At 73.6% G+C, this 5,663-nt stretch carries 8 protein-coding genes and 1 pseudogene; 6 read left to right on the forward strand and 3 right to left on the reverse strand.

Annotated features, from left to right (window positions below; all coding sequences use genetic code 11):
• The coding region (locus AC2W7J_RS15250; RefSeq protein WP_485983428.1) for a hypothetical protein at window positions 1-221 on the reverse strand (221 nt) is incomplete at its 3' end.
• A 173-nt stretch (window positions 222-394) separates the two neighbouring features.
• Here AC2W7J_RS15250 and AC2W7J_RS15255 point away from each other — a divergent pair.
• On the forward strand, window positions 395-658 hold the full coding sequence (locus tag AC2W7J_RS15255) for a TOBE domain-containing protein (protein ID WP_485983430.1): 264 nt from the start codon (window positions 395-397) through the stop codon (window positions 656-658).
• On the opposite strand, the gene AC2W7J_RS15260 is transcribed toward AC2W7J_RS15255, so the two are convergent.
• A complete protein-coding gene (locus AC2W7J_RS15260) occupies window positions 651-1,427 on the reverse strand; it encodes an LCP family protein (protein WP_485983432.1) in 777 nt (258 codons plus the stop codon). The two genes, AC2W7J_RS15255 and AC2W7J_RS15260, sit on opposite strands and share 8 nt — an antisense overlap.
• 66 nt (window positions 1,428-1,493) lie before the next feature.
• On the opposite strand from AC2W7J_RS15260, the gene AC2W7J_RS15265 reads away from it, so the two are divergent.
• Together AC2W7J_RS15265 and AC2W7J_RS15270 are read left to right on the forward strand one after the other, a co-directional pair.
• Window positions 1,494-1,796 carry a hypothetical protein gene (locus AC2W7J_RS15265; protein ID WP_485983434.1) on the forward strand — a complete coding sequence of 101 codons (303 nt, stop codon included), beginning with the start codon at window positions 1,494-1,496 and terminating at the stop codon, window positions 1,794-1,796.
• Between the two features lie 51 nt (window positions 1,797-1,847).
• Window positions 1,848-3,008: pseudogene (locus AC2W7J_RS15270) on the forward strand (acyl-CoA dehydrogenase family protein).
• Window positions 3,009-3,022: 14 nt separating this feature from the next.
• Here AC2W7J_RS15270 and AC2W7J_RS15275 read toward each other — a convergent pair.
• Entirely contained in the window at window positions 3,023-4,360 is a 1,338-nt protein-coding gene (locus tag AC2W7J_RS15275) for an MFS transporter (RefSeq protein ID WP_485983436.1), read from the reverse strand.
• 143 nt (window positions 4,361-4,503) lie between these two features.
• On the opposite strand from AC2W7J_RS15275, the gene AC2W7J_RS15280 reads away from it, so the two are divergent.
• From AC2W7J_RS15280 to AC2W7J_RS15290, 3 genes are all read left to right on the forward strand, one after another.
• On the forward strand, window positions 4,504-4,974 hold the full coding sequence (locus AC2W7J_RS15280; RefSeq protein WP_485983438.1) for a hypothetical protein: 471 nt from the start codon (window positions 4,504-4,506) through the stop codon (window positions 4,972-4,974).
• 172 nt (window positions 4,975-5,146) lie between these two features.
• The gene (locus tag AC2W7J_RS15285) at window positions 5,147-5,428 is read left to right on the forward strand and encodes a hypothetical protein (RefSeq protein WP_485983440.1); all 282 of its coding nucleotides are present in this window, start codon (window positions 5,147-5,149) and stop codon (window positions 5,426-5,428) included.
• The coding region (locus tag AC2W7J_RS15290) for a GntR family transcriptional regulator (protein WP_485983442.1) at window positions 5,425-5,663 on the forward strand (239 nt) is incomplete at its 3' end. The genes AC2W7J_RS15285 and AC2W7J_RS15290, both read left to right, overlap by 4 nt.

Here is a 5,663-nt window from a genome sequence, read left to right on the forward strand (position 1 = left end):
CCCGCGCCCTGGCCGCCGAGCCGGCGGCCCTGCTGCTCGACGAGCCGCTCGCCGCCCTCGACGTCGAGGCGACCCCGGCCATGCGCGCCGTCCTCGCCGATGTCACGCACGAGCGCTCCGACTTCGTCGTCGTGCTCGTCACCCACGACGTGCTCGACGTGCTCACCGTGTGCGACGGACCGCGCGACACGCTCACCGTGCTCGGCGACCCGGTCGAGCACGGCCCGGTGCGCGATGTCCTGGCGCGCCCGCGCAGCGGATTCACCGCCGGGCTCGCCGGGGTCAACCTCGTGCGCGCCCGGGCGACCGCGGGTGGCGGCGCCGTGGCCACGACGAGACGGGCGCCCCGGTCGAGATCGCGACCGGACCGCACGACCTCACGGGTGACTGCTGGGTGTCCTTCGCCCCCGACGCGCTCTCGCTGCACCGCACCCGGCCCGAGGGGTCGCCGCGCAATGTCTGGCGTGGCCGGGTCGCGCGGGTGGAGACCCACGCCGGCCGCGTGCGGGTCCGGCTGGACTCCCCCTTCGTCATGGGAGCGGAGGTCACGCCCGCCGCCCTCACCGACGTGCCGCTGCGGCCGGGCGACCCGGTGTGGGTCTCGCTCAAGGCGACGCAGGTGCGGGTGCACCCGGCGCACGCCGCGCCGATCAGCTGAGGCGACCGTCGCGGAAGTCGCGGAAGGCCCGCCGGGAGTCCTCGTCGAGACGCACGATCGACTGGCCCGACTGCATGCCCGTCGGCCCCTTCGCCACGGCGTGCCCCACCTGCGTGGGGTTGACCCGGAAGAAGGCCGCCGTGAAAAGGAGCATCTCCTCCGCCGAGAGGTTGCTGCTCGCGTGCTCGTCGATGACCGTCAGCGCCTCGGGCAGCGAACCCGGCCCGCGCAGGCGCGCCTGGATCGCCGCCGAGGCCAGGAGCAGGCCCTGGTTGCGTGAGCGGTCGAAGTCGCCACCGGGCAGGGTCTTGCGCTCGCGCGACCAGGCGAGGGCCTCCATGCCGTCGAGGTGGTTGTAGCCCTTCTTGACCTGGCCACCGCTCAGGTGCGAGTCCATCGCCTTCGGCGCCATGAAGTTCAGCCCGCCGAGGTCGTCGACGATCGCCTTGAAGCCGTCGAAGCCGGTGACGACGTAGCCGTCGGCGTCGATGCCGCTCACGCTGCTCACCGACTCCGTCTGCCCGCTCGGGCCGGCGAAGACCATCGAGGAGTTGAGCTTGCCCTCGCCGTGGCCGGGGATCGGCACCCACAGGTCGCGGGCGAAGCCCATGAGGCCGGCGCCGCCGACCCCGTCGACACCGAGGAGCTGGATCGCGTCGGCCCGCGAGTGCTCCACGTCCTGACCCTCGCGGGCGTCGGAGCCGATGACGAGGACGTGACGGCTGCCCCGACGTCGGCCTTGCCGCGGGTCGCACCGAGGCTGGGCCACCAGCCGCCGACGACCTTCCACTCCTGCCGGCCCTTGGCCGCACGGCGAGGTCGCGTCGTCGCGGCGGTGACGACCGCGACCTTCGCGCCGCGCCAGGTGCCGAGCGAGGCCTTGCCGCGCAGCGGGCTCCTGCCGTACTTCTTCGCGACCGCCGCGGTCAGCGAGGCCGGGGCACCGGTGACGCGAGGTGCCGGGGCGGTGGTGCTGCTCGACGACGTCGTCGGCTGCGAGGACGTCGCGGCAGAGGAGGTGGACGACGACGAGGTGGGGCTCGAGGTCTCGTCGGCGGAGCAGGCGGCCAGGGCCAGCGCGATGGCGGTCGTCGTCGCTGCGGTGCGGGCGAAGGGAGGTCTCACCCCTCCACCGTAGGTGGCCCACCGGATGGCTGCCGGCAGCGATGCCGCACCTACAGTGATGCCCATGGCAGCAACGAGGCTCATGCCCACGGACATCGGTGACGATCTCATCGAGCTCACCCGGGCGATCTGCGACAAGACCCTGCGACCGCAGGTGGACGAGGTCGAGGCGCGCGCGGCGACCGAGGAGGTCTTCCCGCGGGAGGTCTTCCGCACCCTCGGGCGGGCGGGGTTGCTCTCGCTGCCCTATCCCGAGGAGCTCGGTGGCGGTGGACAGCCCTACGAGGTCTACCTGCAGGTCGTCGAGGAGATCGCCTCGGCCTGGGCCGCGGTCGCGGTCGGCGTCTCGGTCCACTCGCTGACGGCCTATGCCGTGCACACCTACGGCACGCCGGAGCAGCAGCAGGCCCTGCTGCCCGACATGCTCTCCGGCGAGACCCTCGGCGCCTATGCGCTCTCGGAGCCGCTCGCCGGCTCCGACATCGGCGCGATGACGACGCGGGCGACGCCCGACGGCGACGACTGGCGCATCCGCGGGCGCAAGGCGTGGATCTCGCACGCCGGCCACGCCGACTACTACACGACCTTCGCCCGCACGAGCGACGACGGCGGCCGCGGGGTCAGCTGCTTCGTCGTGCCGGCCGACGCCGAGGGGCTGTCCTTCGGCACCCCCGAGAAGAAGATGGGCCTGCACGGCGACACCGTGCGCGAGGTGATCTTCGAGGACGTGCCGGTGAGCGGTGAGCGCCAGGTCGGCGAGCTCGGGCGCGGGGTGCCGATGGCGCTGGCCGGGCTCGACGCCGGGCGCTGGGCAGCGCCGCGGTGGCGACGGGCCTGGGGCAGGCGGCGCTCGACGTCGCGGCCCGCTATGCGGCAGAGCGCGAGCAGTTCGGCCGGACCATCGCGAGCAACCAGGGCCTGGCCTTCCTCCTCGCCGACATGGAGGCCGCCGTGACGAGCGGCCGGGGCGACCTACCTGCACGCGGCGCGGCTGCGCGACGCCGGGCGGGCCTTCGGCAAGGAGGCGGCGGTGGCCAAGCTCGTCGCGACCGACGCGGCGATGCGGGTGACGACCGAGGCGATCCAGGTCCTCGGCGGCGCCGGCTTCACCCAGGACTTCCCCGTCGAGCGCTACTTCCGCGAGGCGAAGGTGACCCAGATCTTCGAGGGGACCAACCAGATCCAGCGGCTCGTCATCTCGCGCCAACTGCTCGCCGGGCTCTGACCCCCCTTCGCCGGTCAGTCCTCGTGGTCCCGGGAGATGCCCGGGAGCAGCGCCTCACCCCGACGCAGGGCGTCCATCGCGCCGGCGTCGGCGACCCGCCGCAGGCTCAACCGGCGGTAGCGCAGGATCATCGCCGCGCCGAAGCCCCACAGGAGGAACTGCACGCTCATCGCGATGCGGAAGTCGTCGAGGGTGTAGGTGTCGGGGCCGCCGGGCGCCAGCCGGTCGAGGACGAGACCGATGAGCGCCATCGTCACGAGCGAGGCGATGAAGCCGCCCATGTTGACGACGCCGGATGCGCGCCCGAGGCGGTCGTTGCGGTGGAAGGTGCGGGCGAGGTCGAAGGCGATCATCGACCCGGGGCCGCCCACGGCGGTGACGGCGACGAGCACGACGAGCAGCCACAGCGGCGACCGGTCGGGCAGGGCGAGGACGACCGCCCAGACGATCGCGATGGCGCCGACGACACCGAGGGCGACGACCGAGCGGTAGTAGGGGTTGCGGCCGGTCCAGCGGCCGATCGTCGGCCCGGCGACGAGCGCGACGAAGGTCATCAGGGTGAGCAGCGTCGAGGCGGTCGTCGGCGACAGGCCCTGCCCCGAGACGAGGAAGGGGTAGCCCCACAGCAGGGTGAAGACCGTCGGGGCGAACTGCGAGGTGAAGTGGACCGACAGCCCGAGCCGGGTGCCGGGGTCGCGCCAGACCTCGGTGAGGCTGTGCCGCAGGGCGCGCAGCTTGATCCGCTCGACCTCGCCGCGCTCGTAGGGCGAGTCCTTGATGATCGCGAAGGCGCTGAGCAGGAGGATGACGCCGAGCGAGGCGGCGAGCGCATAGGTGCGGGTCCAGCCGAGGTCGTGCAGGGCGGCGCTCAGCGGCACCGCCGCGGCGACGGCGCCCATCTGGCCGATCATGCCGGTGATCTGGGTGATGACCGGCGCCTGTCGCACGAGGAACCACACCGCGACGAGCCGCAGGACGGCGGTGAAGACCATCGCGTCGCCGGCGCCGACGAGGGCGCGGGCCCCCAGGCCCATGGCGAAGCTGTCGGCGACGGCGAACCACAGCTGCCCGATGGTCATGCACACGAGCCCGCTGATGATCAGGGCGCGCGAGCCGAAGCGGTCGAGCGCCACCCCGACCGGCACCTGCATCGCCGCGTAGACCGCGAGCTGGAGGACGGTGAAGGTCGCGAGCTGGCTGGCGTTGATCCCGAACCGGTCGGCGGCGAGCAGGCCCGCGACGCCGAGCGAGGTGCGGTGGAAGACCGCGAGGACGTAGACCGCCAGGGCGGCACCCCAGATGGCGTAGGCGCGTCGTCGGCCGATGGAGTGCAACTGTCGGGGACCGGTCACTGGATAGATGATACGAATCCGTGCGCCATGCAGGCAATCGCGTCCACGGGTCGGCGCACGACGACTTGTCACATGCACTTGACACAAGGCGAAGGGAGGAGGACTCTCGTCTTGTCACACTCACCTGACACAAGGAGCCGGCCATGGCCAGCGTGCTCGTCCTCCCCTTCGTCCTCCTGGCGGTGCTCGCCGTCGCGCTCCTCGTGTGGCTGCTCGCCCGCTCGCGCACCCCGCTCACGGCACCGGAGCACGCGGCCGTGGTGCACCTGCACCGCCGCTCGACTCGGTGGTTCGCCTGGGCCGTCGTCCTCGCGCTGGTCACGACGGTCGCGCTCTTCGCCCTGGCCGGCGTCTCGCTGGGGCGGGTCGCCGCCCTCGCACCGGCGGTCGGCGGCATGGCCCTGATCCTGGTCATGTGCGTCGGCGAGCTGCGCGCCCGCGGCAGACGACCCTCACCCGCACCGCGCTGGCCAGACCCCGACGGGTGCGCGACCACATCGGCGCCGGCCCGCTCGCCCTCGCGACGATCGCGGTCGCCGCGCTCGCCACGACCCTCGTCGTCGGCACGGTCATGGGCTCGCCTGACGACCTCGGCCGGGCCGGGCGCGCGCTGACGACGGTGTGCGGGGACGTCACGACGATCCGCACCCCGTGGCCCGGCAGCTACTACGCCATCCCGATCGCCGCCGCCCTGCTCGTCGGCCTGGTGGCCGCCGCGGTCACCTGCCGCACGATCGCCGCCCCGCCCCGCCCAGGGGGGCCGAGGGGGCCGACGTCGACGACGCCGTGCGGCGCTGGTCGACGCGGTCGGTGCTGCTCACCCTCGCGCTCGTGTGCTGGGCGACCCTCGTGCCGCTGCTGCTGCTCATGACGGTTGCGCACTCCGGCGGCACCTGCGCGACCTCGTCGACGCGAGCCCTCCAGCTCACCTTCGGCGCGGGCGCGCTCGTGTCGGCGGTGGCGGCGATCGGGACCTTCGCCGCGCTGTGCACTGGGCCGCGCCTGCGGCCGGGTCAGGCGCCGCCTCCGGGCAGCTCCGACCGCTCGCCCGTGGGGGTGCCGCTGTGAGCGACGTCGTGACGATCGACCTCGTCGACCCGACTCCCCCCTTCGAGCAGGTGCGCCGCCAGCTGACCCTGCTCATCGAGACCGGCCAGCTCGTCACCGGCGAGCGCCTGCCGTCCGTGCGCCAGCTCGCCGGTGACCTCGGCCTGGCGACCGGCACGGTCGCGCGCGCCTATCGGGAGCTCGAGTCCGCCGGGCTCGTCGTCACCCGGGCGCCGGGGGCGGCACCCGGGTGGCC

The sequence above is a fragment of the Janibacter sp. CFPM2_SD2 genome (genome assembly GCF_057364645.1).